A 25,278-nucleotide genomic window follows, 5' to 3' on the forward strand; every position below is an offset into this window, starting at 1 on the left:
AGCGATGATCTCCGCACTGACGCGCCTGGCCGACTGGTCGGCCCGGACCCCGAAGCGACTCTGGGCCATCGCCTTCGCGCTGTTCTTCACGCTCGCGGCCTCCTGGTCCGCCGCCACGCCCCTGGGCGGCTCCCCGGACGAACACGCCCACTTCATCCGGGCCGCCGCCGTCGCCCGGGGCCAGATGGGCGGCCCCGAGGTGATGGTCCCGCACATGGTGGCGGGCATCGAGGGCAAGTTCGCCGAGACCGGGGTGCAGCTCCCCGAGTGGTACAAGCCGCTGCCCAAGCAGCACGAGTGCTACGCCTGGCACGAGGACAAGCCCGCCTCCTGCGCGCCCGCGATCGGGCACTCGGAGAAGACCGTCCAGGTCACCACCGCCGCCGGCCGCTACCACCCGGCGTACTACCTGGTGACCGGCTGGCCGAGCCTGCTCGTCGACGGCCCGAAGGGGCTGTACCTGATGCGGCTGATGTCGGCGGCACTGTGCTCGGCGCTGCTGGCCAGTGCCGTGGTCACGGCCGCGGAGTGGCGGCGCCGGCGCTCCGTGGCGCTGCTCGGCGTGTTCACCGCGGCCACGCCCATGGCCCTCTACATGGCCGGCATGGTCAACCCCAGCGGGGGTGAGATCGCCGCCGGCGTCCTCGTGTGGACAGCCCTGCTGTCGATCCTGATGTCTCCCGATCCGCGGCTGCTGAACCGGCGGCTGGCCCGGGTCGGCATCGGCGGCCTCGTGCTGATCAACATCCGTCCGCTGGGGCTGATCTGGTTCGCCGGCGCGGTCTTCTTCGGCCTGCTGCTCGCGCACCGCGGCGTCCTGCGCTCGGTGCTGCGCCGCAAGGCCCTGTGGGTGTGGACCGCGCTGCTCGGGCTGGCCACGGCCGGAGCGCTGCTGTGGGCGCGGGCGCACCCCGACAACTCGGTGATCAACACGCCCAAGACGCTCACCGCCAAGGAGGCGGCCCGGCAGACCTTCGGCAACACCGAGACGTACGTCCACCAGATGCTCGGCTACTTCGGCTGGCTGGACACCCCGGCGCCCGCCTTCACCTGGCTGGTCTGGCTGGGCGTGATCGCGGTCGTCACCGCGCTGGGGCTGGCGTACGGCCGGGGGCGCGAGGCGCTGGCCCTGATCGGCATGCTGGTGGCGATCGTGGTGGTGCCGGTGATGGCCCAGGCCTCCCAGGCGGAGCAGCTCGGCATGGTCTGGCAGGGCCGCTACCTGCTGCCGTTCGCCGTGGGCCTGCCGCTGATGGCGGTGCTGATCTGCGCGAGCCGTGCGCCCGAGCAGGGTTTCCCGTGGCGCCGGCTCGTCGGCTTCGGCGTCGCCGGGCTGGCGCTGGCGAACGCGGCGGCGTTCTTCTGGGCGCTGCGGCGCTTCGCGGTCGGCGTCAACGGGCCGTGGGTGCCGTTCTCGGCGCACTGGGCACCGCCCGGCGGCTGGGTGGCCTGGACCGTGGTGTACACGGTGGCGGCTTTCGCGCTCGTGCTGCCGGCGCTGGTGGGGGACCGCGAGCCCGCCGTGGCGGAGGGTCCCGCGGAGCGGGGCGGGAACAGCCGCTCCGGACGGCACTCGAAGGTCCCGGCGATCGGCTGAGGCCCCGGCGGCGGTCCGGCCCGCCCGGCCGGCACGCCCGGTCCGGGCGTGCCGTCGGACCGGGTGGACCGTCGGCCCGGGTGGACCGGGTGGGCCGTCAGGCGCCCACCTCCGCCGTCACCACCGAGGCCGTACGGTCGTCCGCCTCGGCCAGCAGCACGCCGCCCGGCGCCCAGAGCGCGGCGCCCCCGCAGCCCGTCCACGGGCCCGCCGGGCCGACGTGGTTGGCGAGGACGACGTACAGGCCGTGCCGCTCGGCGATCCCCGGGTACACGGTGGCCCGCTCCCGGATGCCGTCGCCCGTCCCGTACAGCGAGCTCGCAAGGTGGACCCGGCAGCCGTCCGCCGCCGCGCGGTCGGTCAGCTGCGGGAAGTGGTTGTCGTAGCAGACGCCGAGGGAGAAGCGGATCCCGCCGAGGGAGAAGCGTCCCGGGCCCTCGCCGGCCGCGAACACGTCCTGCTCGTGCCCGTACAGGTGCTGCTTGGCGTACGTGGTCACGTGCCCGCCGTCCGCCCCGTAGACCAGGGTCGCGAGGGCGGGCAGCGGACCGTCGGTGCGCAGTGCGGCGTTGACCGCGACGGCGATGCCGGTCGAGCGCAGGGGATCCAGCCGGGGGTCGTCGGCGCCCGCGAGCCACAGCCCCGGGTCGGCGGCCAGGGAGTCCAACTCGTAGCCGGTGAGGGTGAGCTCGGGGAACACGACGAGCTCGGCGCCCCGCGCCCGGGCCTCGGCGGCGAGGGCGACGCCGCGCTCCGTGTTGGCGGGTATGTCGGCCGGGACGCAGGTGAGCTGCGCTGCTGCGATCTTCACGGACCCAGCATGCCAGCCCGCCCCCGAACAGCCGGGGCCGGTACGGGGGTCGACGCGCGGGAGCTGCCGGACGATGCTGTAACGGTCCGTTCTTTAAACGGAGTTGACGGAGGACCGTTGATGCCCGACTGGATCCCGCCGGTCCTCGCCGGCACCTTCCTGGTCATTTCGTACCGCCTGGTCCGCACGAGCGGCGCCGGGCTGCGGGTGTCCGTGCTGCTCATGGCCCTCCTGAACGCGGGCGTGCTGTGGATGCTCGCGTCCACCGGGCCGGCCTGGGCCGTGGTCGCCGTCGCCCTCGTGTCCCTGGTGGCCGCGGTCCACAGCCTGGCGGCGGCGGTGCAGGCGCTGGCGGCCCGCATCCAACGGGTCGACACCGAAGCCCTCCGCGGCCTGATCGGGCAGGCGGCGGACGCGGTCGGTCCTCAAGTCGTGGGCGTGTGCGTGATGTTCAGCGGCGCGCTCGTCCTGACCGCCTTCGCCGACGACGCCCACCCGGAGGGCCGCCAGTTCCACCTCGTGCCCGGCGCGGACTGCCCGTTCTGCCTGGTGGAGGAGCAGATCCGGGATTTCCTCGGCCCGGCGGACCCGCTGCTCGCCGCGTACCGCGCCCACCTGAAGGAGGGCAGCAGCCGCCACCTCCTGGTCAAGCGGCGCTCGGAGCGGGAGCCCTGGACGGGACGGCTGCGCGACCGGGTCTACTACCGGGTCCCGGCCCCGGCCAGGCGCCCGCCCTGCTCCGTCCACGACCCGCTGCTGGGCCGCCCTTGAGCCCTGACCGGAAAGTCCGCAAGAGGCGGCCTACGCCGTCTCGGGTCCGCGGAGCAGGGTCAGGAACGAGCGGAACGCGGCCGGCATGTCCACCGACTCCGGGTCGAGCAGCCACTGGTACTGGAGCCCGTCCATGACCGCCGTCAGCAGTGGGGCCGCCTGCTCCGGCGTGAGGCCCGAGGGCAGCCGCTCGCCGAACTCGGCGCGCAGCACCGCCGCCATCTCGCAACGCACCTGCGCGTAGCGCTCGGTGAAGAACTCCCGGGCCGGATGCCCGTCGGTGACGCTCTCGCCGAGCAGCGCCGAGAAGGTCTGCACGATGCCGGGGCGCATGGCGTTGTACTCCACCAGCGAGGCCAGCAGGTCCAGTCGCCAGGTGCCGGCGGAGGCGCGCGAGCCGCCGCCGGTGTCCCAGCGGTCGCGTTCCTCCAACACCGCCACCAGCAGGGCCTCCTTGGTCGGGAAGTAGTGCAGCAGCCCCTGCTGGGTCAGGCCGACGCGCTCGGCCACCGCACCCAGCGACGCACCGCGGTAGCCGCGCTCCGCGATCACCTCGACCGCCGCGCGGACGATGTCGCCGCGCCGCTCCTCGCTCCTCGCCCTGGCCATCGCCCCGGCACCTCTTCCGCTCACACCGTGTCCCGCCGTGGCGGCGGGGCCGTACGTACGTTATCGGAATATCACGAACAGGTTACGAACCCTACCGCTCTACCGGTAACGGGTCCACGATGGGGGCACCCCGCGGCACCCGCACCTCCCCGCACCACACCCCCGCCGCCGGCTCACGCACGCACGCACTCAACGAGGAGGCACGGCCGTGACCGATGCCGATCAGGTCCGCCACGACGCCGTAGAGGCGGCACTCGGCAAGCTGGACCTCGACACCAAGGCCCGCCTGCTGGCCGGCCAGGACATGTGGTCCCTGCCCGCCGTCCCCGAGATCGGGCTGAAGTCCCTGGTCATGTCCGACGGCCCCATCGGGGTCCGCGGCGTGCGCTGGACCGCCGACGACCCGTCCATCGCCCTGCCCTCCCCGACGGCGCTCGCCGCCGCCTGGGACCCCGCGCTCGCCCGCCGCGCCGGCCGCCTCCTGGCCCAGGAGGCCCGCCGCAAGGGCGTCCACGTCCTCCTCGCCCCCACCGTCAACCTGCACCGCTCCCCGCTCGGCGGCCGGCACTTCGAGTGCTACTCCGAGGACCCGTACCTGACCGGAGCCATCGGCGCCGGATACGTGCAGGGCGTCCAGGACGGCGGCGTCGGCACCACCGTCAAGCACTTCGTCGGCAACGACGCCGAGACCGACCGGTTCACCGTCGACAGCGTCATCGCCCCGCGACCGCTGCGCGAGCTGTACCTGGCGCCCTTCGAGGCCATCGTCGCGAACGCCCGTCCCTGGGGCATCATGACCGCCTACAACCGGGTCAACGGCACGATGATGAGCGAGAACCAGTACCTCGTGAACGACGTCCTGCGCGGCCAGTGGGGCTTCGACGGGTGCAACGTCTCCGACTGGATGGCCGCCCGCTCCACCACCGGCGACATCCTCGGCGGCCTCGACGTCGCCATGCCCGGACCGCAGACCGTCTACGGGCCCGCCCTCGCCGCGGCCGTCCGCGCCGGCGAGGTCCCCGAGTCCGCCGTGGACGAGGCCGTCCGCAACGTCCTGCGCCTCGCCGCCCGCGTCGGCATCCTGGAGGGCGCCCCCGCCGTCGTCGAGACCGCGCCGGCCCCGATCGACGGCCAGGCGCTGGCCCGCGAGCTCGCCGCCCGCGGCTTCGTCCTCGTACGCAACGAGAACGGGGCCCTCCCGCTCGACGCCGGCCCCGGCCGCACCGTCGCCCTGCTCGGCGCCGCCGCCCGCGACGCCCGCGTCCTCGGCGGTGGCTCGGCCACCGTCTTCCCCGAGCGGATCGTCTCCCCGCTGGACGGGCTGACCGAAGCCCTCCCGGACGGGGCCCTGGCCTTCTTCGTCGGAGCCGACCCTTCCGAGGAGCTCACCCCCGCCGACAAGGGCTTCGAGCTCCGTGCGGTCTGCCGCGACGCCTCCGGTGCCGTCCTGGGCTCGGGCAGCCTGCCGACCGGCCAGGTCCAGTGGATCGGCGACGACCTGCCCGCGGGCGCCTCGTACGAGACGATGGCGAGCATCGAGGTCACGGGTACGTTCGTGCCGCGCGAGAGCGGCGGGCACGCCTTCGGCACCCGGGGGCTCGGCGCCTTCACCCTCGCGGTCGGCGGCGAGACCCTCTGGGACGGCGTCCAGGCGATGGGCAACGAGGCCGACCCGTTCGAGGCCTTCTTCGGCGCCCCCAGCGAACGCGGCCGCGTCGAGCTGGAGGCGGGCGAGGCCGTCGAGGTCTCGCTGACCTTCCAGGTCCCGGACACGAGCACCCTGCCGCTCAAGGCGATCATGTTCTCGCTGCTCCACCTCGGCCCGCAGCGCGACGCCGACGAGCTGATCGCCGAGGCCGTGGCCGCCGCCCGCGACGCCGACACCGCCGTCGTGGTCGTCGCCACCACCGAGCGCGTGGAGTCCGAGGGCTTCGACCGGAGGGACCTGCGCCTGCCGGGCCGCCAGGACGACCTCGTGCACGCCGTCGCCGCCGCCAACCCGAACACCGTGGTCGTCGTCAACGCCGGCTCCCCGGTCGAGCTGCCGTGGCGGGACGAGGTGGCCGCCGTACTGCTGACCTGGTTCCCCGGACAGGAGGGCGGGGCCGCGCTGGCCGACGTACTCCTCGGGCTCCGGGAGCCGGGCGGGCGGCTGCCCACCACCTGGCCCGCGCGGTTCGCCGACGCGCCGGTCACCGAGGTGATCCCGACCGAGGGGTGCCTGGAGTACGCCGAGGGCCTCTTCATCGGGTACCGGGCGTACGAGCGGCAGGGCGTCGCCCCCGCCTTCCCGTTCGGGCACGGCCTCGGCTACACCGACTGGGCGTACGAGTCCCTGGAGGTCACCGGCACCACGGCCCGGGTCCGCGTCACCAACACCGGCAGCCGGGCCGGCCGCGAGGTCGTCCAGGTCTACCTCGCCCCCTCCGGCGCGGCGGCCGGCGGCCCGGAGCGCCCGGCGAGCTGGCTGGCCGCCTTCGCGGGCGTCGAGGCGGGCCCCGGCGAGAGCGTCGAGGCCGAGATCTCCCTGCCCGCCCGGGCCTTCGAGGTCTGGGACGAGGCGGCCGGCCGCTGGCAGCGGATCGGCGGTACGTACGAGGTCCGCGCGAGCCACGCCCACGGCGACACGCGGCTCACGGCGACCCTGGAGATCTGAGGCCCTCCGGAGGTGGCCTGAAATCACCCATGAACCGGACCGGGGGCGGGCCCTGACACCCGCCCCCGGTCCTCCCTTCCCACGTCAGCGCGGGGGCTCGGCCGCCGTCACCTGGCGGTGCGCCAGCTCCGCGAGCCGGGCCTGCCCGTCCTTGCCCGGGTGGAACCAGTCCCAGCGGCTCAACTGGTCCGCGGCGAACGGGTACTGGAACACCGCGCCGCCGTCGTAGCGGCACAGCCGGTCCTTCGCGCAGACCTCGCGGAGCACCTCGTTGTACTCGACCACCCGCGCCCGCACCTGCTCGCGCCGGGCCGTCGCCCCGGCCGCCGCCGACAGCGGGTCCGCCAGCATCGACTGACAGATCCCCAGCTTCCAGATCTGCCGCACCATCGGCGCGTCCTTGCCCTGCTCCCACAGCCGCTGGAGGTCCGGCACGCTGGAGACGTACACCTGGGACGTGGGGGAGGCGGCCCGCAGACCGCTCAGGGCCTTCTCGAACCCGGCCCGGAACTCCGCCACCGGCGTCATCGACGAAGCCGTCGGCCGGCAGGCGTCGTTCGAGCCCACCATCACCGTGACCAGGTCGGGCCTGTGCTCCGCGGCCGAGGCCAGCTGCCCCGCCAGGTCCGCCATCCGCGAGCCCGTCACCGCGTAGTTCCAGCTGCGCGCCGGCACCTGCGCCTCCCCGAGCAGCCGGGCGGCGAGCGAGTGGACGGCAGGGTCGCTCCCGGTGGCCCAGGAGACCTCGGGGCAGTCCGCCAGCACCGAACAGGCGTCGAAACCCCGCGTGATGGAGTCGCCGGCGGCGGCGATCGACGCGGGCGCGGTGTTCCAGCGCGGCCCGGCCTGCGCCCCCTGCTCACCCTCCGTGTCCGACCCGCCCGACTGACATCCGGTCAGCAACCCTGCCAGGAGGGCCGCCACCGCGCCCGCGCCCGTGAGCGTCCGGCGCCGGGTCGTGCGCGCTCGGCGTCGCGTGGCGGTGGTGCGCATCGGGTGGTTTCCCTCCTCGTCGCCCCGCGTCCTCCGGGGCGTCCTGCTGAGTGAATGCTCTGCGTTTGGCAGCCTCGGACCGACCGTACGTCACACCATGACCCCTGGCGCACGGTAGCTTTTTCCCGTGGCGTTTCGGCCGCAGGTCTCGTAGCGCAATGTCAAATAATTTCCGTTACATTACATCACGTCACATACTGTCCGTTTTCTGGAGTTTATTCCCGACCTCGTCCCACACTGGAGGTCCCGGTGACGACACGTGGAGTTCTGTACGTGCATTCCGCTCCGCGCGCGCTCTGCCCGCATGTGGAATGGGCTGTCGCGGGCGTGCTCGGGGTGCGGGTGAACCTCGACTGGATCAGGCAGCCCGCCTCCCCCGGTACCTGGAGAGCCGAGTTCTCGTGGCAGGCCGAAGCGGGCACCGCCTCGAAGCTCGCCTCGGCCCTGCGCGGCTGGCACCTGCTGCGCTTCGAGGTGACCGCGGAACCCTGCCCCACCGCCGAGGGCGAGCGCTACAGCTCCACCCCGGAGCTCGGCATCTTCCACGCCGTCACCGGCATGCACGGGGACATCCTGATCCCCGAGGACCGGCTGCGCGCCGCCCTCGCCCGGTCCGCGCGCGGTGAGACCGACCTGGAGGCGGAGATCGCCAAACTGCTCGGCAAGCCCTGGGACGACGAGCTGGAGCCCTTCCGCTACGCGGGCGAGGGCGCCCCGGTCCGCTGGCTGCACCAGGTCGTCTGATTCCGGATCGCGGATCCGGGAGACCGGACCACGGATCCGGGAGACCGGACCACGGATCCCCGGGCATGCGCAAAGGGCCCGTCCGGCGATTGCCGGGCGGGCCCTTTCCGTACGTGGCGCCTCGCGGACTAGACGGTCCTGAAGGCCAGCGTCACGTTGTGGCCGCCGAAGCCGAACGAGTTGTTGATCGCGGAGATCGCGCCCTCGGCCGGCAGCTTGCGCGGCTCGCCGACGACGATGTCCGCGTCGATGTCCTCGTCGAGCTCGTCGACGTTGATGGTCGCCGGGGCGATCCGGTGGTACAGCGCGAGCACGGTCGCGACGGTCTCGATGCCGCCGGCGCCGCCCAGCAGGTGGCCGGTCATCGACTTCGTCGCGGAGATCGCGATGTGGTCGAGGTCGTCGCCCAGGACCTTGCGCAGGGCCTTCAGCTCGGCCGTGTCACCCTGCGGGGTCGACGTGGCGTGCGCGTTCAGGTGGACCAGCTCGGCCGGGTCCAGACCCGTGTTGTCCAGCAGGTTCTGCACCGCGGCCGCGACACCGCGGCCGGTCGGCTCCGGCTGCGCGATGTGGTGGCTGTCCGCGGACAGACCCTGGCCCAGCACCTCGCAGTAGACCCGGGCGCCGCGCGCGGCGGCGTGCTCGGCGGACTCCAGGATGACGACGCCCGCGCCCTCGCCGAGGACGAAGCCGTCGCGGGCCTTGTCGTACGGGCGGGAGGCCTGCTGCGGGTTCTCGTTGTTCTTGGACATCGCCATCATGTTGGCGAAAGCGGCGATCGGCAGCGGGTGGATCGCCGCCTCGGTGCCGCCCGCGACGACCACGTCGGCGCGGCCGGTACGGATCATCTCGACGGCGTAGCCGATGGCCTCGGCGCCCGAGGCGCACGCGCTGACCGGAGTGTGCACGCCCGCCTGGGCGTTGACCTCCAGGCCGACGTTGGCCGACGGGCCGTTCGGCATGAGCATGGGGACGGTGTGCGGGGAGACCCGGCGCACACCCTTTTCCTTCAGTACGTCGTACTGGTCGAGCAGGGTGGTGACGCCGCCGATGCCGGAGGCGATCACGGTGCCCAGGCGTTCGGGCATGATGGCCGCGTCCTCGCCCGCCGGGGCGGTGTAGCCGGCGTCGGCCCACGCCTCACGGGCGGCGATGACGGCGAACTGGGCCGAGCGGTCCAGCTTGCGGGCCAGCGGGCGCGGCAGGACCTCACTCGGGTCCACGGCGGCCGGGGCGGCGATACGAACCGGGAGTTCGGCGAAGCGCTCGCCCTCGAGGGGCTTGACGCCGGAACGACCGGCGAGCAGACCTTCCCAGGTCGAAGCGCTGTCGCCACCCAGCGGAGTGGTTGCGCCGATACCGGTGACGACCACGGTGCGATTGGTCGGGCTCACAGGAATTCTTTCTCCACGTCTCAGGGGGTGCTGAATTGTCACGGCGCCACCGCCGGGTGGCGACAAACGCTCGTCAGGCTCAGGCCTGGTGCTTCAGGATGTAGTCCGCGGCGTCGCCGACCGTCTTGAGGTTCTTGACGTCCTCGTCCGGGATCTTGACGTCGAAGCGCTCTTCGGCGGCGACGACGACCTCGACCATGGAGAGCGAGTCGACGTCGAGGTCGTCCGTGAAGGACTTCTCGATCGCGACGTCCTCGGTGGGGATACCGGCGATCTCGTTGACGATCTCCGCGAGACCCTCGACGATCTCTTCCTGCGTGGCGGCCATGTGGCGCTCCTTCTCTAGCTAACTGGGTGAAACGGGGCGGGATGTGGATCCCGGACCCTAGGGGAGGGTAACGACCGTCGCGGCGTAGACGAGCCCCGCCCCGAAGCCGATGACGAGCGCGGTGTCGCCGCTCTTCGCAGCTCCGGTCGCCAGGAGCCGCTCCATGGCGAGCGGGATCGAGGCGGCCGACGTGTTGCCGGTGGTTTCCACGTCACGGGCGACCGTGACGTGTTCCGGCAGCTTCAGAGTCTTCACCATCGAGTCGATGATCCGCATGTTTGCCTGGTGCGGGATGAAGACGTCCAGGTCCTCGGCGGTGATCCCGGCCGCGTCGAGCGCCTGCTGGGCCACCTTGGCCATCTCGAAGACGGCCCAGCGGAAGACCGCCTGACCCTCCTGCGTGATGGCCGGAAACTTCTGGTCGCTGTCCGTGCTGCGGTACTCGTCCCACGGCACGGTCTGCTTGATCGTCTCGGACTTGTCGCCCTCCGAACCCCACACCGTGGGGCCTATGGCGGGCTCCTCCGAGGGGCCGACGACCACGGCGCCGGCGCCGTCGCCGAACAGGAAGGCCGTCGCGCGGTCCTCCAGGTCGGTCAGGTCCGACAGCCGCTCCACGCCGATGACGAGGACGTACTGCGCCGAGCCCTCGACGACCAGGCCCTTGGCCAGGGTCAGGCCGTAGCCGAAGCCGGCGCAGCCCGCGGAGATGTCGAACGCGGCCGGCTTGACCGCGCCGATCCGGTGCGCGATCTCCGTCGCGACGGCCGGGGTCTGCTTGAAGTGCGAGACCGTCGAGACGATCACGGCGCCGATCTGCTCGGGCGAGATGCCGGCGTCGGCCAGCGCCTTGCCGGAGGCCTCCACCGACATCGCGGCGACGGTCTCCTGGGGCGAGGCCCAGTGCCGGGTCGCGATGCCGGAGCGGGAACGGATCCACTCGTCCGACGAGTCGATCGTCTCCAGGATGACCTCGTTGGAGACCACGCGGGTCGGTCGGTAGCCGCCGACGCCGAGGATGCGGGCGTACGGGGAGCCCTTGGCAGGCTTGATCTTCGACATGCTGTGTGGGCTCCTTCTCTCAGGCCGCGTGCTCGGCGATGAGCGCGGCGGCCTTTTCGAGATCGTCCGGGGTCTTCAGGGCCACGCTCGGCACGCCCTTGAGCGCGCGCTTGGCCAGACCCGTCAGAGTGCCACCCGGGCTGAGCTCGATGATCCCGGTGACACCCAGCTCGCCGAACGTCTCCATGCACAGGTCCCAGCGGACCGGGTTCGCGACCTGACCGACCAGGCGGGCGACGACGTCGGCGCCCGTGGTGACGACGTGGCCGTCCTTGTTCGAGACGTACTTCAGCTCCGGGTCGGCCGGGGCGAGGGCCTGAGCGGCCTTCTCCAGCGTGGCGACGGCGGGAGCCATGTGGTGCGTGTGGAAGGCGCCCGCGACCTTGAGGGCGACGACCTTCATGGAGCCCTCGGGCTTCTCGGCCACCAGGGCCTCGATCTGCTCCATCGTTCCTGCGGCGACGATCTGGCCCGCGCCGTTGATGTTCGCCGGGGTCAGACCCAGCTTCTCCAGGTGCGCGACGACCACGGTCTGGTCGCCGCCCAGCACCGCGGCCATGCCCGTCTCGGTGACGGCGGCGGCCTCGGCCATCGCCAGACCGCGGGTCCGTACGAACGACAGCGCGTCCGCGTCGGACAGCACACCGGCGTACGCGGCGGCGGTGATCTCGCCGACGCTGTGGCCCGCGACGGCGCCGAAGGCGGTGGCGGGGCCCAGGGCGGAGGAGGACAGGAGACCGGCGGCCACCAGCAGCGGCTGCGCCACCGCCGTGTCGCGGATCTCGTCCGCGTCCGCCTTCGTGCCGTAGTGGGCAAGGTCGAGCCCGATGGCGTCCGACCACGCGGCGACGCGGTCAGCGGCGCCGGGGAGGTCGAGCCAGGGAGTCAGGAAGCCGGGCGTCTGTGCGCCTTGGCCGGGAGCGACGAGTACGAGCACCCTCACACTCTCTCTTGTGGACGGTCCCTCCCGCCCGTGGGGACAGGGACGAAGAACCGTCAGGGTAATTGTTGATGTCCGACAAAAGTCTAGGACTGCGGATCGCCGTCGGCCAGACGCCCGAGGATCAAGGCGATCCGCAGCGTGAACGCGGATCGGACATCGGACGGTGACCAGCCGGTGACGTCGGTCACACGTCGCAGCCGGTAGCGCACCGTGTTCGGGTGTACGAACAGCATGCGCGCCGCCCCCTCCAGACTGCTCGCCTGCTCCAGATACACGCTCAGCGTCTCCAGCAACGCCGAGCCCGCCTCTTCCAGCGGTCTGTAGATCTCCTCCACCAATTGCTCGCGGGCGGAGGGGTCCGAGGCGATCGCGCGCTCGGGCAGCAGATCGTCGGCCAGCACCGGCCGGGGGGCGTCCTGCCAGGCGGTACAGGCCTTCAGCCCGGCCGCCGCGGCCTGCGCGGACTTGGTCGCGTTCAGCAGATCCGGAACCACCGGACCGGCCACCACCGGGCCCGCCGCGAACGGCCCGATCAGCGACTTCGCCACCTGGATCGGGTTGTCGCTGCCGCCCGCGATCACGACGAGACGGTCCCCGAGCACGCCCGTCAGGACCTGGAGCTTGTGGTGCCGGGCGGCGCGCCGGATCGCCTCGACCGTCAGCTCGCTGTCGCCCTCCGGCGCGGTGCCGAGCACCACGCACACGTGCTCCGGCGAATTCCAGCCAAGTGCGGCCGCCCGCGACAGCGCGCCCTCGTCGGCCTCGCCGGACAGCACCGCGTTCACCACGAGGGACTCCAGCCGGGCGTCCCACGCCCCGCGCGCCTCCGCGGCCTGCGCGTACACCTGGGCCGTCGCGAACGCGATCTCCCGGGCGTACACCAGCAGCGCCTCGCGCAGGATCGACTCGTCGCCCGGGGCCGCGACCTCCTCGATCGCGGTCTCCATGACCTCGATCGTCGTCCGGACCATCTCCACGGTCTGGCGCAGGGTGATCGCCCGGGTCAGCTCGCGCGGAGCCGTCCCGAAGACGTCCGTGGAGATCGCCTGCGGAGTCTCGGGGTGCCGGAACCACTCGGTGAACGCGGCGATACCGGCCTGCGCGACCAGGCCGATCCAGGACCGGTTCTCCGGGGGCATCGCCCGGTACCACGGCAGGGTCTCGTCCATCCGCGCGATCGCGTTCGCGGCGAGCCGGCCGGAGGACTTCTCCAGTCGGCGCAGCGTCGCGGCGTGCGGATGGGCGGGAGCGGGATGCGCGGGGGAATGCTCACGTTCGGGTTGGGGCACGGGACAAGACTGCCTTATCGGGACGGCGGCGCGGAGTCCGGTCCCGTGGCGGCCCTCCACCAGGGGGCTACGGTGACTTCCATGATTGACGTACGCCGCGGGGCCGACCGGTACGAAGGCGGGGATCCGGACGCCGGGATCACCACCGCGCACGCCTTCTCCTTCGGCCGCCACTACGACCCGGACAACCTGCGCTTCGGCCCGGTCCTGGCCTGCAACGAGGAGCGGCTCGCCCCGGGAGCGGGCTTCGACGAGCACCCGCACAGCCACACCGAGATCGTGACCTGGGTCGTCGAGGGCGAGCTGACGCACAAGGGCAGCACCGGCGAGAGCTCCGTGGTCCGGCCCGGTGACGTGCAGCACCTGGCCGCCGGATCCGGCGCCCGGCACATCGAGCGCAACGACGGCGCGGTGCCGCTGCGCTTCGTGCAGACGTGGCTCGCGCCGTCGGCCGGGGGCGGGGAGGGCGGGGAGCCCGCGTACACGCTGGTCCGGCAGATCGCCGAAGGCACCCCGTACGAGATCCCCGCGGCCGGGGCCGCCTTGCACGTCCGCCGGCCCGGCGCGGGCGAGCGGGTCGCCGTACCGGCGGCGGAGCGGATCTACCTGCACGTGGTCCGCGGGGACCTGCGCCTGGACGGGGAGGAGCTGGGCCCCGGGGACGCGGCGCGGATCACCGGGGAGCAGGGCCTGGAGATCGTCGCCGGATCCCCTGGCGAGCTGCTGATCTGGGAGCTGCCGTAGAAGCCCGCGGGCATACGGGCCCACGGGCCTTCGGGGTCAGCGCGCGGCGAGCTCGGCGAGGACCGCGTCGGTGAACGGCGGCCAGGCCTCCACGGCCCACGGGCCGAAGGCCCGGTCGGCCAGCGCCACGCACGCGGCGCGGGCGTCCGGGTCCACCCACAGGAAGGTGCCGGCCTGCCCGAAGTGGCCGAAGGTGCGCGGCGAGGACGAGGCGCCCGTCCAGTGCGGCGACTTCCCGTCGCGGATCTCCAGGCCGAGCCCCCAGTCGTTGGGGGACTGGATCCCGTACCCCGGCAGCACTCCCTTGAGCCCCGGGTGGACCACGGAGGTGGCCTCCGCGACCGTACGCACGTCCAGCAGTCGTGGCGCCTGGAGCTCGGCGGCGAAGCGGACGAGGTCGCAGACCGTCGAGACCCCGTCCTTGGCGGGCGAGCCGTCCAGCGTGGTCGACTCCATGCCGAGCGGCTCGAACACCGCCTGGTGCACGTACTCCGCGAACGGGATGCCCGTGGCCTTGGTGATGTGGTCGCCGAGCACCTCGAAACCGGCGTTCGAGTACAGCCGGCGCGTCCCGGGCGCGGCCATCGCGCGGTGCTCGTCGAAGGCCAGCCCGCTGGTGTGCGCGAGCAGGTGACGGACCGTCGAGCCCTCGGGCCCGGCCGGCTCGTCCAGCTCGATCGCCCCCTCCTCGTACGCGACGAGCGCGGCGTACGCGGCGAGGGGCTTGGTCACCGAGGCCAGCGCGAAGCGGTGGTCCAGGGGCCCGTGGGAGCCGGCCAGGCTCCCGTCGGCGCGCACCACGGCCGCCGCGGCGGTCGGCACCGGCCAGTTTTCGATGGTCCGCAGGCTCTGCAGGGTCTCCACGCTCTCCATGCGGCCGAGCCTACTTGCTTGGAGTGCACTCCAAGGTTTTAGCGTGGTCGTCATGAGCCTGACGCAGACGCGGTACACGATCAGCGAGGTCGAGGCCCGGACCGGTCTGACCCAGCACACGCTGCGCTGGTACGAGCGGATCGGCCTGATGCCGCACGTGGACCGCTCCCACTCGGGACAGCGCCGGTTCAGCGACAAGGACCTCCACTGGCTGGCCTTCGTGGGCAAGCTGCGCGCCACCGGGATGTCGGTGGCCGACATGGTCCGCTACGCCGAACTCGTGCGCGAGGGCGAGCACACCGTCGACCAGCGGCGCGAGCTGCTGGAGCAGACGCGGCGCGAGGTGCGTGCGCGGATCACGGAGCTGAACGACGCGCTCGCCGTACTGGACTTCAAGATCGACATGTATGCCATGGGCACGACCGCGGGGAAGGCGACACAGCAATGACGCAGAACACCACCATCGAGCAGGTCGAACTCGGCAAGGGAGGCCCGCTGGTGGGCATCCAGGGTCTCGGCTGCATGGGCATGAGCGAGTTCTACGGGGAGACCGACGAGGCCCGCGCCCGCGACACCCTGGAAGCGGCCCTGGCCACCGGGGTCACCCTCTTCGACACCGCGGACAGCTACGGGCGCGGAGCCAACGAGGAGTTCATCGCGCCGTTCGTCGCCGAGCACCGGGACGAGATCACCCTCGCCACCAAGTTCGGCATCGAGCGCACCGACGACCCGCAGCACCGGGGCATCCGCAACGACCGCGCGTACGTCCGCCGGGCCGTGGAGGACAGCCTGCGCCGCCTCGGGACCGATGTGATCGACCTCTACTACATGCACCGGCGCGACCCGGCCGTGCCGCTCGCCGAGTCGGTGGGCACGATGGCCGAGCTGGTGCAGGAGGGCAAGGTGCGCCACCTGGGGCTCAGCGAGGTCACCGGCTCCGAGCTGCGGGAGGCGTACGAGGTGCACCCGATCGCGGCGCTCCAGTCGGAGTGGTCGCTGTTCAGCCGGGACGTGGAGAACACCGCGGTGGGCGCGGCGGCGGAGCTGGGCGTGGCCTTCGTGCCGTACTCCCCGCTCGGGCGCGGCTTCCTGACCGGCTCGTTCGCGGACGCGTCGGCGGACCTGTCGGCGGCGGACTTCCGCCGCTTCCAGCCCCGGTTCACCGGCGACAACGCCAAGGCCAACGCGGCGCTGCTGGCGCCGGTGCGGGAGATCGCGCAGGCGCACGGGGCGACCCCGGCGCAGATCGCGCTGGCCTGGGTGCAGCAGCGGGCGCAGGTGCACGGGCTGACCGTGGTCCCGATCCCGGGCACCCGCAAGACCGGCCGCCTCGCGGAGAACACCGCCGCGACCCGGATCACGCTGACGCCGGCGGAGCTGGCGCTGCTGGAGCCGATCGCCGCCCAGGTCGCGGGCGACCGCTACCCGGACATGACCTGGACCTCCGCGGGCCGCGAGGGCTGATCCGGCTTCTGCCGGCTGCCGCCACCGCCGGGGGGCCTCCCGGCGGTGGCGGCGGTCTCCGGCGTGGTCAGGCCTCGGCGGTGAAGCGGTCGCGCAGCGCCGCGTACTCGGCGTCCGTCAGCAGGCCCGCGCTGTACAACTCGCCCAGGTGGTGGAGGCGTTCGTCCGTGCGCGCCGCGGGTACCGAGGCCACCGGGGTGCGGCCGCGCAGGGCGGCGAGGACGGCCGCCGCGAACGGCAGCGACTCGTGCACCGACCCGTACCCGACGGCGAACACCGCGGTCGCCAGGTCGTGGTCGGGCCGGGGATCGGCCGCCTCGTCCCGCAGCAGCAGCCGCAGGTGGCCGCCCGGGTGCTCCGGGGAGCTCCACTCGACCCCGGTCAGCGCGGTCAGCGGGTAGCGCTGGTCGCCCGCCTTCCACTTGGTGCCCGTGGCCCCCGTACGCGACCAGTGGAAGGTGACGGCCGAGCCGTCGAAGCCCAGCCGCGCGTCGTACGTCCTCAGCCGCAGCGGCGGCGCCGGAACCTGGACCAGGAAGCGCTCAGCGGGCTCGGCGGCCTCCGGGCCCAGCCGGGCCCGTACGGCGTCCGCGAACTCGGCGGCCTGCCCGGCCCGGTCGGCCGGCAGCACCAGCCGGTACGGATCGCAGACCTCGCGCAACTGCCCGGCGGCGGCCTCCAGCAGCGGATCCGCGCCCGCCCGCGGCACGGCACGCAGGACCACCGCGTCCCGTCTCCCCCCGGATCCGGCCGCGCTCACGCTCACCCCCGCCAACGCCTCGAAGGGGATGCGCCGCTCTCCGAGGGCGTGCAGGAGTCTCGGCGTCCTCGGCGTGCGTATCCCCCGTGCGAAGCGGATGAGCACCGAGTCCGAGTCGAACTCCCAGACGGCATGATTTCCGGCCAGTACGTCACCCATGCGGCACATGGTAAAGGGACGCACCCCTGTGCGTCCCCCCTCGGCGCAAAGCCCGTTTTCCAGGGCTCTACACGTGTCAGTCCCCGTCTGTCCCGGAAATTCCACGCCGGCACGCATCGTCGCCGGTCACGCAGGTGACAGAACCGAATGCGCCGGTTCCGATTTTGGCGAAGTTGTCCAGGGATCCCGTGCCTGGCTCGAAATAGCCGGTGTGGAGCTTCGCGCCGGCCGAGGACAGCACGCGCGAGCCGAAGTCCGGCGACACCGGGTCCGCCCCGTGGCCGACCCCGCCGACCTCCAGGTGCGGTACGTCCGCGATCCAGTCCCCGGAGTCCCGCGTGGCCCACACCCGGGCCGACGTGTGCAGGTCGGCCACCGACCCCGCGCGCATGCCCGGGCTGCCGGCCACGACCACGTCGGTCACCGACTTCGGCAGCGCGTGCGCGGCGACCCCGCACACCACCGAGCCGTAGCTGTGGCAGAACAGCGCCACGCTCGCGTCCCCGGGCAGCGCCGCCGTCAGGGACTCCAGCCGGACTGCGCCGTCCACCGCCATCCGGCCGGTGGCCGCGTCCATGCCGACCCCGGTCGGCGCGGTGTATCCGGCCCAGGCGATGACCGCCGTCCGGCTGCCGGGAGCCTGCGTGCGCTGGGCCTCGTACAGCGACTGCGCCATGCCGGCGGGCGCGATGAGGCGGCGCTGGGTTCGCTCGAAGGTGAGCACGTCGGTGTCGACGCCGGGGACGATCACCGAGATCCGGTCCGCCCGGTCGAGGTCGCCGAACACCTCGGCGACGCGGCCGCTGTCGGTCGGGTCGAAGGCGAGGATCTGCCGGCCCGGCTCGGCCAGGGACTCGAAGCGGTGGGCGCGCCGGCCGGCCGTGGTGCGGTCGGCCGGAGTCAGGCTGACGTCCGTGCTGCGGGCCTCCTCCGCACGCTGGGCCAGCTCCAGGCCGCGCAGGTTGGCCCGGTAGCGCAGAGCGGCGGGCGCCCCGTCGAGGTTGCCGACGACCAGGGGGTACCCCTCGGCCAGCCGGGCCCGCTGGGATCCGTCGAGGCCGGCGAAGAAGCGGGCCACCGTCCGTACGGGAGCGTCCGCGGGCGGCACCGGGCGGCCGTCGATCCGGGCCGAGGCCCAGGAGGCCAGGGCCGCGGTCCGCAGGGTGGTGCCCGCGTCGGGGCGGTGCACCGCGGTCCAGCCGGTGGTCGCCAGCATGATGAACACCACCGCCAGCGCGAGCAGGGTGCGCAGGGCGGCGGGGCGCGGGTCGGCGCCGACGGCGGTGGAATGGGCGAGGCCGGGCAGGTTCACTGGGACCAGCGTAGGAGACCGGATCCGGCCACGGTGGCCAGGGTGACCGGGTTCACGGCCGACCGTGCGACCCCGCAAGGGGTGTTCGGCGCCAGTCCGCGGCGAGCGCCGGACCGATCTGGTCAAGGCACGCCTCGGTCATCCGCCGGATCGAGGCCACGCTGGCGTCCTCGTCCTGGGCCCACAGCCGCCCGGTGACCCTCATCACCCCGGAGAAGGCGGCCACCGCCACCCGGGGCCGCGGGTCCGCGTCCACGTCCAGCCCCTCGCGCTCGGCGATCAGCCGGGCGATCCGCTCCTCCAGCTCGGTGGAGCGGCGCAGGTGCACGGCGAGCAGCGCCGGCGTCGACTCGATGAGCTGGTACGTACGCATGTAGAGGTCGACCGGCACCACGTCGGAAAGGGCCTCGTCGAGGGTGTCCCAGGCGCCGAGCACCGCGCCGCGCAGGGCTTCGAAGGGGCCCTCGGCCGGCGGCCGGGCGCGCAGCGCGGCCACGTAGTGCGACTCGACCAGGTCCTGGACGGCGAAGGCGACCTCCTCCTTGTTGGCGAAGTACCGGAAGAAGGTGCGCTGGGAGACGTCCACGGCGTCGGTGATCTCGTCGACGGTGGTGTGCTCGTACCCCTGCGCGACGAAGTGGAGGAGGGCGGCGCGCAGCAGCGCGTCCCGGGTGCGCCGCTTCTTGCGTTCGCGCAGCCCGGGCGCCGCTGCCGGTGCCGGCCGCTCGTCGGTCATCACCGAGGGGTGTCCTTTCCGCAGGCGCCGCCTGCCGAATCTGACGCTGAGTGAGCGGTCAGGGTACCTGTGACCGACCTGACAGCCACTGCCCCGCTAAGCCGTTTGTGAAGTGTCAGTCGCTGTCACTAATCTGTCCGCATGACTGGTCAGATCACCCTCGCCAAGGAATCGGGCCCGGCTCCGGCCCGCACCGGTTTGCGCGGCCACCCCTGGCTGACCCTCTTCGCCGTGGCGATCGGCGTCATGATGGTCACCCTGGACGGCACGATCGTCGCCGTCGCCAACCCCGCGATCCAGAAGGACCTCGGGGCCTCGCTCGCCGACGTCCAGTGGATCACCAACGGCTATCTGCTGGCCCTCGCGGTCTCGCTGATCACCGCCGGCAAGCTCGGCGACCGCTTCGGCCACCGCCAGACCTTCCTCATGGGCATCGCCGGATTCGCCGCGGCCTCCGCGGCGATCGGCCTCTCGTCCGGCGTCCAGTACGTCATCGGCTTCCGCGTGGCGCAGGGCCTGTTCGGCGCACTGCTGATGCCCGCCGCGCTGGGCCTGCTGCGCGCCACCTTCCCCGCCGAGAAGCTCAACATGGCGATCGGCATCTGGGGCATGGTCATCGGCGCCTCGACCGCGGCCGGGCCCATCGTGGGCGGCCTGCTGGTGGAGAACGTCAGCTGGCAGTCCGTCTTCTTCATCAACGTGCCCGTCGGGGTCATCGCGCTGGCCTTCGGCCTGTTCATCCTGGTCGACCACCGCGCCGAGAACGCCCCGAAGTCCTTCGACGCGGTCGGCGTCCTGCTGCTGTCGGTCGCGATGTTCTCGCTGATCTGGGCGCTGATCAAGGCCTCGGAGTGGGGCTGGGGCGACACCCGGACCCTGCTCTTCCTCATCGGCTCCGTGGTCTGCTTCGTGCTCTTCGCGCTCTGGGAGTCGAAGGTCGCCGAGCCGCTGATCCCGCTGGGGATGTTCCGCTCGCTGCCCCTTTCGGCGGGCACCGTGCTCATGGTGCTGATGGCCTTCGCGTTCATGGGCGGCCTGTTCTTCGTCACCTTCTACCTGCAGAACGTGCACGGCATGAGCCCCGTCGACAGCGGCCTGCACCTGCTGCCGCTGACCGGCATGATGATCATCGGTTCGCCGCTGGCGGGTGCCGCCATCACCGCCGTCGGCCCGCGGATCCCGCTGGTCACGGGCATGGTCGCGACCGCCGTCGCCTGCTTCGGGATGTCCGCGCTGACCCCGGGCACCGGCACGCTGCAGATGTCGCTCTGGTTCGCCCTCCTCGGCGTCGGCCTCGCGCCCGTCATGGTCGGCGCCACCGAGGTCATCGTCGGCAACGCCCCGCTGGAGCTCTCCGGCGTGGCGGGCGGACTCCAGCAGGCCGCCATGCAGGTCGGCGGCAGCCTCGGCACCGCGGTCCTCGGGGCGGTCATGGCCAGTACCGTCGGCAACTCGTTCGGGGACAACTGGGCGCGGGCGGAGCTGCCCGTGCTCACCCCGGAGCAGGCGGACCTCGCCGCGAAGGGGGTGCAGGTCGGCATCGCCCCGGTCCAGCCGGGGACCCCCGCCCCGATCGCCGAATCGATCACCAAGGTCGCGCACGACACCTTCGTCGACGGCATGAGCACGGCCTTCACCGTCGCCGGCTGCGTCGCGGTGCTCGCCGCGGTCGTCGCCTGCTTCACCAAGCGCGGCGAGAACGCCGCCGCGGGAGCGGGCGCGGCACACGTCTGAGCCGGGCCGGGCCGCCGGCCCGGACACCCCGCACCCGAGTCAACCGCGTACGCGCGACAGCCCCGCCGGACGGTTCCGGCGGGGCTGTCGCCTATCCGGGTGGACCGGCCCCCGACCCCTTCCGCCCGACCGTCCTCGCAGGTCAGCGTGGTGTCCGAGGCGCTCCGGAACCGTCCGGGGCGCCGCCGTCCACAAGGAGTTGACCCGTCATGCGTACGAGTTCACCCGCACGGTCCACCACCGTCCTGGCCGCGACCGTCCTCGCCCTCGCCGCGCTCGTCCCGGGCACGGAAAGCGCCGCACACGCCGCCGGTCCGCCGCCGGGCAAGGCACCCGCCTGCGCCACCGGGCAGCTGTGCCTGTGGGCGAAGCCGGAGTTCAAGGGCACCCGGCACGCCCACGAGCTGAGCACCCTGGACATCAACAGCTGTACGGCGCTGCCCGCCGGGACCAGTGCCCAGTCGCTGATCAACCGCATCGGGCGACCGGTGACCACCTACCAGTCGGCCGAGTGCGCGGAGACCGGAGAGTTCCAGACCTATCCGGGCGACGGGGTCTGGCTGCCCGAATCGCCCTACCTGATCAGGGCCTTCAAGGTGTGGGAGCGGTAGCCGCATCCGCCACCGGGACCGCTTCGGGCACCTGGGCCGGTACGTCGGCCCCCGCGCCCGGGGCGGTCGCCGCGCCGCCGAGGCGCCCGAGCTCGGCGCGCAGCGCCCGTACCTCCGCGGTCAGTTCGGCGATCGCGGCGGTCTGCGCCCGCTCCACCCGGTCGTCGCGCTCGAACCGGGAGATGAACCAGGCCGCGATGTTGGCGGTCACCACACCCAGCAGCGCGATCCCCGACAGCATCAGCCCCACGGCGATGACCCGCCCGAGCCCGGTCGTGGGGGAGTGGTCCCCGTAGCCGACGGTCGTCATCGTGGTGAAGCTCCACCACACCGCGTCGCCCAGGTTCTTGATGTTCCCCTTCGGGGCGTCCCGCTCCACGCTCAGCACGGCCAGCGAGCCGAACATCAGCAGCCCGACCACCGCCCCCGCCACGTACGTGGTCAGCCGGATCTGCGGGGCCATCCGGGCCCGCCGGCCCACCAGCAGCAGTGTGGACACCAGCCGCAGCAGCCGCAGCGGCTGGAACATCGGCAGCAGCACCGCGCCCAGGTCCAGCCAGTGGGTCCGCACGAAGGCCTTCTTCGCCGTCGACAGACCCAGCCGCATCAGGTAGTCGGCGGCGAAGGCCCCCCACACCACCCACTCGGTGACGGTGCACGCCCGGTGCACCCCCGCGTTCGCGTCGGGCACGACGATCGGCACGGCGTAGGCGACGGCGAACGCCACGGCGAGCACGAGCAGCGGGGTCTGGCTCCGCCGCTCCCACCGCAGCTGGCGGGAGGGTTCCTTCATACGGAGCATCGTAAGGAACTGGTAAAGCCAAGCGGGCCCCCGGCCGTGCCGGGGACCCGCTCTCGACGCCCATCGGCGCAGTGCAGCGCAGTGCTACGCGTCGCCGCCCGCGGCGCCCGGGTCGGCCGCCGAGACGTCCAGCAGCCGGTACCGGTCCACCGCCTGCTTCAGGGCGGAACGGTCGATCTTGCCCTCCTTGGCCAGCTCGGTCAGCACCGCCAGCACCACCGACTGCGCGTCGATGTGGAAGAAGCGCCGGGCCGCGCCGCGCGTGTCCGCGAAGCCGAAGCCGTCCGCACCCAGCGAGGTGTACGCGCCGGGCACCCACCGCGAGATCTGGTCCGGGACGGACCGCATCCAGTCCGAGACCGCCACGAACGGCCCCTCGGCACCCGACAGCTTCCGCGTCACGTACGGGACGCGCTGCTCCTCCTCCGGGTGGAGCAGGTTGTGCTCCTCCACCTCGACGGCCTCGCGGCGCAGCTCGTTCCAGGAGGTCGCCGACCAGACGTCCGCCCGGACGTTCCACTCCTCGGCCAGGATCCGCTGGGCCTCCAGCGCCCACGGCACCGCCACGCCCGAGGCCATGATCTGCGCCCCGATGGAGCCCGCCGAGCCCGCGGACACCCGGTGGATGCCCTTGAGGATGCCGTCCACGTCGACGTCCGCCGGCTCGGCCGGGTGCTGGATCGGCTCGTTGTAGACGGTCAGGTAGTAGAAGACGTCCTCCGACTCGGGCCCGTACATGCGGCGCAGGCCGTCCTGGACGATGTGCGCGATCTCGTACCCGTACGCCGGGTCGTAGGCCACGCAGCCCGGGTTGGTCGACGCCAGCAGCTGCGAGTGGCCGTCGGCGTGCTGGAGGCCCTCACCCGTCAGGGTGGTCCGGCCGGCGGTCGCACCCAGGACGAAACCGCGCGCCAGCTGGTCGGCCATCTGCCAGAACTGGTCACCCGTGCGCTGGAAACCGAACATCGAGTAGAAGACGTAGACCGGGATCAGCGGCTCGCCGTGCGTCGCGTACGCCGAGCCCGCGGCGATCAGCGAGGCCGTGCAGCCCGCCTCCGAGATGCCGTCGTGCAGCATCTGGCCGGTCGGGGACTCCTTGTACGCGAGCAGCAGATCGCGGTCGACCGCCTCGTACTGCTGGCCCAGCGGGTTGTAGATCTTGGCGCTCGGGAAGAACGCGTCCATGCCGAAGGTGCGGTACTCGTCCGGGGCGATCAGCACGAACCGCTTGCCGATCTCCTTGTCCCGCATCAGGTCCTTCAGGATGCGCACGAAGGCCATCGTCGTGGCGATCGACTGCTGGCCCGAACCCTTCTTGGCAGCCGCGTACGTCTTCTCGTCCGGCAGCTGCAGCGGCTTCGCCCGCACCACGCGGGTCGGCACGTAGCCGCCCAGCGAGCTGCGCCGGTCGTGCATGTACTGGATCTCCGGCGAACCCGGGCCCGGGTGGTAGTACGGCGGGGCGCCGTTCTCCAGCTGGGCGTCGGTGATCGGGATGTGCAGGCGGTCGCGGAAGCGCTTGAGGTCGTCGACCGTCAGCTTCTTCATCTGGTGCGTCGCGTTGCGGCCCTCGAAGTTCGGGCCGAGCGTCCAGCCCTTGACCGTCTGCGCCAGGATCACCGTCGGCTGGCCCTTGTGGGCCTTGGCCGCCGCGTACGCCGCATAGATCTTCTTGTGGTCGTGGCCGCCGCGACCCAGGTGCAGCAGCTGCTGGTCGCTCATGTTCTCGACCATCGCCCGCAGCCGCTGGTCGTCGCCGAAGAAGTGGTCGCGGATGTACGAGCCGGTCTCGGTCGCGTACGTCTGGAACTGGCCGTCCGGCGTCGAGTTCATCTTGTTGACGAGGATGCCGTCGCGGTCCTGCGCCAGCAGCGGGTCCCAGGAGCGGTCCCAGATGAGCTTGATGACGTTCCAGCCGGCGCCGCGGAACTGCGACTCCAGCTCCTGGATGATCTTGCCGTTGCCGCGCACCGGGCCGTCGAGGCGCTGCAGGTTGCAGTTCACGACGAAGGTCAGGTTGTCCAGACCCTCGCGCGCGGCGATCGACAGCTGCCCGAGCGACTCCGGCTCGTCCATCTCGCCGTCGCCGAGATACGCCCAAACGTGTGACTTCGAGGTGTCCGCGATCCCGCGCGCCTCCATGTACCGGTTCATCCGGGCCTGGTAGATCGCGCCGAGCGGGCCGAGGCCCATCGAGACGGTCGGGAACTCCCAGAAGTCCGGCATCAGCCGCGGGTGCGGGTAGCTGGACAGGCCGTACGGGGCCTTCGACTTCTCCTGCCGGAACGCGTCGAGCTGCTGCTCGGAGAGCCGGTCCAGGAGGTAGGCGCGCGCGTAGATGCCGGGGGAGGCGTGGCCCTGGAAGAAGATCTGGTCGCCGCCGTCGCCCTCGTCCTTGCCCCGGAAGAAGTGGTTGAAGCCCACGTCGTAGAGGGAGGCGGAGGAGGCGAACGTGGCGATGTGACCGCCGACGCCGATCCCGGGACGCTGGGCGCGCGAGACCATGACGGCCGCGTTCCACCGGGTGGCGTTCAGGACCTTGCGCTCGATCTCCTCGTTGCCGGGGAAGAACGGCTCGTCCTTGGTGGCGATCGTGTTGACGTAGTCCGTGCTGCGCATCTCGGGCACGGCCACGCGCTTCTCGCGGGCCCGCTCGATCAGCCGCAGCATCAGATAGCGGGCGCGCTCACGGCCCCGCTCGTCGACGGCTGCGTCCAGGGAGTCGAGCCACTCCTGCGTCTCCTCCGGATCGAAGTCCGGGACCTGGCTCGGCAGGCCGCCAATGATGATCGGATTGCGATCGGATGCGGAAGCCACGCTGTTCCTTCGCTGTCAGGGGAGTCGTGCCATGGGGTTTCGCCGCCTCCCATCGTCTTACGCTCGGTC

Annotated in this window: 23 protein-coding genes; 9 read left to right on the plus strand and 14 right to left on the minus strand. The window is 72.4% G+C overall.

The genetic code is table 11. The features are described 5' to 3' along the window. Positions 1–4 precede the first annotated feature (4 nt). Complete coding sequence (locus ACFY1T_RS05855; protein ID WP_390787124.1) at positions 5–1,597, plus strand: DUF2142 domain-containing protein; 1,593 nt, start codon at positions 5–7, stop codon at positions 1,595–1,597. Between the two features lie 97 nt (positions 1,598–1,694). Here the strand turns inward: ACFY1T_RS05855 and ACFY1T_RS05860 are convergent, their stop codons facing one another. Continuing rightward, a complete protein-coding gene (locus ACFY1T_RS05860; RefSeq protein ID WP_390787125.1) occupies positions 1,695–2,408 on the minus strand; it encodes a carbon-nitrogen hydrolase family protein in 714 nt (237 codons plus the stop codon). Between the two features lie 120 nt (positions 2,409–2,528). On the opposite strand from ACFY1T_RS05860, the gene ACFY1T_RS05865 reads away from it, so the two are divergent. Next, the gene (locus ACFY1T_RS05865) at positions 2,529–3,179 is read left to right on the plus strand and encodes a hypothetical protein (RefSeq protein WP_390787126.1); all 651 of its coding nucleotides are present in this window, start codon (positions 2,529–2,531) and stop codon (positions 3,177–3,179) included. Positions 3,180–3,209: 30 nt separating this feature from the next. On the opposite strand, the gene ACFY1T_RS05870 is transcribed toward ACFY1T_RS05865, so the two are convergent. Then, positions 3,210–3,788: a TetR/AcrR family transcriptional regulator gene (locus tag ACFY1T_RS05870; protein WP_390787127.1), complete on the minus strand. Its 579-nt coding sequence runs from the start codon at positions 3,786–3,788 to the stop codon at positions 3,210–3,212. A gap of 208 nt (positions 3,789–3,996) precedes the next feature. On the opposite strand from ACFY1T_RS05870, the gene ACFY1T_RS05875 reads away from it, so the two are divergent. After that, entirely contained in the window at positions 3,997–6,444 is a 2,448-nt protein-coding gene (locus ACFY1T_RS05875; RefSeq protein ID WP_390787128.1) for a beta-glucosidase, read from the plus strand. Positions 6,445–6,528: 84 nt separating this feature from the next. Here ACFY1T_RS05875 and ACFY1T_RS05880 read toward each other — a convergent pair whose 3' ends face one another. Beyond that, entirely contained in the window at positions 6,529–7,437 is a 909-nt protein-coding gene (locus ACFY1T_RS05880) for an SGNH/GDSL hydrolase family protein (RefSeq protein ID WP_390787129.1), read from the minus strand. A 249-nt stretch (positions 7,438–7,686) separates the two neighbouring features. Between ACFY1T_RS05880 and ACFY1T_RS05885 the strand changes: the two genes are divergently transcribed. Beyond that, on the plus strand, positions 7,687–8,181 hold the full coding sequence (locus ACFY1T_RS05885) for a DUF3145 domain-containing protein (protein WP_030160508.1): 495 nt from the start codon (positions 7,687–7,689) through the stop codon (positions 8,179–8,181). A gap of 128 nt (positions 8,182–8,309) precedes the next feature. Here ACFY1T_RS05885 and ACFY1T_RS05890 read toward each other — a convergent pair whose 3' ends face one another. The 5 genes from ACFY1T_RS05890 to ACFY1T_RS05910 form a co-directional block, all read right to left on the minus strand. Then, positions 8,310–9,575 carry a beta-ketoacyl-[acyl-carrier-protein] synthase family protein gene (locus ACFY1T_RS05890; RefSeq protein ID WP_390787130.1) on the minus strand — a complete coding sequence of 422 codons (1,266 nt, stop codon included), beginning with the start codon at positions 9,573–9,575 and terminating at the stop codon, positions 8,310–8,312. A 79-nt stretch (positions 9,576–9,654) separates the two neighbouring features. Further along, positions 9,655–9,903 carry an acyl carrier protein gene (locus ACFY1T_RS05895; protein WP_030009997.1) on the minus strand — a complete coding sequence of 83 codons (249 nt, stop codon included), beginning with the start codon at positions 9,901–9,903 and terminating at the stop codon, positions 9,655–9,657. 57 nt (positions 9,904–9,960) lie between these two features. Next, on the minus strand, positions 9,961–10,965 hold the full coding sequence (locus ACFY1T_RS05900) for a ketoacyl-ACP synthase III (RefSeq protein ID WP_390787131.1): 1,005 nt from the start codon (positions 10,963–10,965) through the stop codon (positions 9,961–9,963). Between the two features lie 19 nt (positions 10,966–10,984). Continuing rightward, positions 10,985–11,902 carry an ACP S-malonyltransferase gene (locus ACFY1T_RS05905; protein WP_390787132.1) on the minus strand — a complete coding sequence of 306 codons (918 nt, stop codon included), beginning with the start codon at positions 11,900–11,902 and terminating at the stop codon, positions 10,985–10,987. 89 nt (positions 11,903–11,991) lie between these two features. Beyond that, positions 11,992–13,197: a CdaR family transcriptional regulator gene (locus tag ACFY1T_RS05910; RefSeq protein WP_054222911.1), complete on the minus strand. Its 1,206-nt coding sequence runs from the start codon at positions 13,195–13,197 to the stop codon at positions 11,992–11,994. Between the two features lie 81 nt (positions 13,198–13,278). Here ACFY1T_RS05910 and ACFY1T_RS05915 point away from each other — a divergent pair, with 81 nt between their 5' ends. Then, positions 13,279–13,941, plus strand: a complete 663-nt coding sequence (locus ACFY1T_RS05915) for a pirin family protein (RefSeq protein WP_390787133.1) — start codon at positions 13,279–13,281, stop codon at positions 13,939–13,941. 36 nt (positions 13,942–13,977) lie between these two features. Here ACFY1T_RS05915 and ACFY1T_RS05920 read toward each other — a convergent pair whose 3' ends face one another. Continuing rightward, positions 13,978–14,796, minus strand: a complete 819-nt coding sequence (locus ACFY1T_RS05920; protein WP_390787425.1) for a serine hydrolase domain-containing protein — start codon at positions 14,794–14,796, stop codon at positions 13,978–13,980. Between the two features lie 70 nt (positions 14,797–14,866). On the opposite strand from ACFY1T_RS05920, the gene ACFY1T_RS05925 reads away from it, so the two are divergent. After that, entirely contained in the window at positions 14,867–15,262 is a 396-nt protein-coding gene (locus ACFY1T_RS05925; RefSeq protein WP_037846939.1) for a MerR family transcriptional regulator, read from the plus strand. Beyond that, on the plus strand, positions 15,259–16,278 hold the full coding sequence (locus tag ACFY1T_RS05930; protein ID WP_030869003.1) for an aldo/keto reductase: 1,020 nt from the start codon (positions 15,259–15,261) through the stop codon (positions 16,276–16,278). Before ACFY1T_RS05925 ends, ACFY1T_RS05930 begins: the two co-directional genes overlap by 4 nt. Before the next feature lie 67 nt (positions 16,279–16,345). Here ACFY1T_RS05930 and ACFY1T_RS05935 read toward each other — a convergent pair whose 3' ends face one another. The 3 genes from ACFY1T_RS05935 to ACFY1T_RS05945 form a co-directional block, all read right to left on the minus strand. After that, on the minus strand, positions 16,346–17,206 hold the full coding sequence (locus ACFY1T_RS05935; RefSeq protein WP_390787134.1) for a DUF4429 domain-containing protein: 861 nt from the start codon (positions 17,204–17,206) through the stop codon (positions 16,346–16,348). 67 nt (positions 17,207–17,273) lie between these two features. Then, complete coding sequence (locus tag ACFY1T_RS05940) at positions 17,274–18,425, minus strand: alpha/beta hydrolase (RefSeq protein ID WP_390787426.1); 1,152 nt, start codon at positions 18,423–18,425, stop codon at positions 17,274–17,276. Between the two features lie 136 nt (positions 18,426–18,561). Continuing rightward, positions 18,562–19,245, minus strand: coding sequence for a TetR/AcrR family transcriptional regulator (locus ACFY1T_RS05945; RefSeq protein WP_390787135.1), 684 nt, complete (start codon positions 19,243–19,245; stop codon positions 18,562–18,564). Between the two features lie 141 nt (positions 19,246–19,386). Between ACFY1T_RS05945 and ACFY1T_RS05950 the strand changes: the two genes are divergently transcribed. Then, entirely contained in the window at positions 19,387–20,979 is a 1,593-nt protein-coding gene (locus ACFY1T_RS05950; RefSeq protein ID WP_390787136.1) for a DHA2 family efflux MFS transporter permease subunit, read from the plus strand. Positions 20,980–21,188: 209 nt separating this feature from the next. Next, entirely contained in the window at positions 21,189–21,590 is a 402-nt protein-coding gene (locus ACFY1T_RS05955) for a peptidase inhibitor family I36 protein (protein WP_390787137.1), read from the plus strand. Here ACFY1T_RS05955 and ACFY1T_RS05960 read toward each other — a convergent pair. Beyond that, positions 21,571–22,383, minus strand: a complete 813-nt coding sequence (locus tag ACFY1T_RS05960) for a potassium channel family protein (protein WP_390787138.1) — start codon at positions 22,381–22,383, stop codon at positions 21,571–21,573. The two genes, ACFY1T_RS05955 and ACFY1T_RS05960, sit on opposite strands and share 20 nt — an antisense overlap. Positions 22,384–22,476: 93 nt before the next feature. After that, positions 22,477–25,209, minus strand: coding sequence for a pyruvate dehydrogenase (acetyl-transferring), homodimeric type (gene aceE / locus ACFY1T_RS05965; protein WP_390787139.1), 2,733 nt, complete (start codon positions 25,207–25,209; stop codon positions 22,477–22,479). Positions 25,210–25,278: the final 69 nt, after the last annotated feature.

The organism is Streptomyces sp. NPDC001194 (assembly GCF_042896985.1).
Lineage (GTDB): Bacteria > Actinomycetota > Actinomycetes > Streptomycetales > Streptomycetaceae > Streptomyces.

Coding starts and splice junctions, on each gene's coding strand:
- ACFY1T_RS05855 (WP_390787124.1), top strand. CDS start 5: ATGATCTCCGCACTGACGCGCCTGGCCGACTGGTCGGCCCGGACCCCG.
- ACFY1T_RS05865 (WP_390787126.1), top strand. CDS start 2,529: ATGCCCGACTGGATCCCGCCGGTCCTCGCCGGCACCTTCCTGGTCATT.
- ACFY1T_RS05870 (WP_390787127.1), bottom strand. CDS start 3,788: ATGGCCAGGGCGAGGAGCGAGGAGCGGCGCGGCGACATCGTCCGCGCG.
- ACFY1T_RS05880 (WP_390787129.1), bottom strand. CDS start 7,437: ATGCGCACCACCGCCACGCGACGCCGAGCGCGCACGACCCGGCGCCGG.
- ACFY1T_RS05895 (WP_030009997.1), bottom strand. CDS start 9,903: ATGGCCGCCACGCAGGAAGAGATCGTCGAGGGTCTCGCGGAGATCGTC.
- ACFY1T_RS05900 (WP_390787131.1), bottom strand. CDS start 10,965: ATGTCGAAGATCAAGCCTGCCAAGGGCTCCCCGTACGCCCGCATCCTC.
- ACFY1T_RS05915 (WP_390787133.1), top strand. CDS start 13,279: ATGATTGACGTACGCCGCGGGGCCGACCGGTACGAAGGCGGGGATCCG.
- ACFY1T_RS05925 (WP_037846939.1), top strand. CDS start 14,867: ATGAGCCTGACGCAGACGCGGTACACGATCAGCGAGGTCGAGGCCCGG.
- ACFY1T_RS05930 (WP_030869003.1), top strand. CDS start 15,259: ATGACGCAGAACACCACCATCGAGCAGGTCGAACTCGGCAAGGGAGGC.
- ACFY1T_RS05935 (WP_390787134.1), bottom strand. CDS start 17,206: ATGTGCCGCATGGGTGACGTACTGGCCGGAAATCATGCCGTCTGGGAG.
- ACFY1T_RS05945 (WP_390787135.1), bottom strand. CDS start 19,245: ATGACCGACGAGCGGCCGGCACCGGCAGCGGCGCCCGGGCTGCGCGAA.
- ACFY1T_RS05950 (WP_390787136.1), top strand. CDS start 19,387: ATGACTGGTCAGATCACCCTCGCCAAGGAATCGGGCCCGGCTCCGGCC.
- ACFY1T_RS05955 (WP_390787137.1), top strand. CDS start 21,189: ATGCGTACGAGTTCACCCGCACGGTCCACCACCGTCCTGGCCGCGACC.
- ACFY1T_RS05960 (WP_390787138.1), bottom strand. CDS start 22,383: ATGAAGGAACCCTCCCGCCAGCTGCGGTGGGAGCGGCGGAGCCAGACC.